This window comes from Monashia sp. HAY1-5C, assembly GCF_056755255.1.
The window spans coordinates 1-244 of sequence record NZ_JBPGXG010000649.1 but is presented as its reverse complement, the minus strand read 5'-3'; the positions used below and the strand labels follow the sequence as shown (position 1 = coordinate 244).

The window sequence follows — 244 nt, the reverse complement described above, 5'->3', positions numbered from 1 at the left end:
GTCAGTCAGGGCCGTCCATCTCGATGACCCCGGCGGCGGCCGCCTTCTTCACGGCGTCGGCCTCGGCCGGGGTCAGCGTGCCGCTCTGCACCGCCTGGGCGAGCCGGTCGTCGAAGGCCTTCTGGCGTGCGGCCGCGCAGGCCGCACGAACGGCGGCGATGGCGCCGCGCACCTTTGCGACGTCCATGCGCAGGCGCTTGGCGAGCGCCGTCGTGAAGGCATCGAGCCTCGCGTCGCGCTGGGC

At 74.6% G+C, this 244-nt stretch carries 1 protein-coding gene; it reads right to left on the bottom strand.

Annotated elements, in window-relative coordinates; genetic code table 11:
• Window position 1: 1 nt before the first annotated feature.
• The coding region (locus ACR9ZK_RS23055) for a hypothetical protein (protein WP_481344243.1) at window positions 2-244 on the bottom strand (243 nt) is incomplete at its 5' end.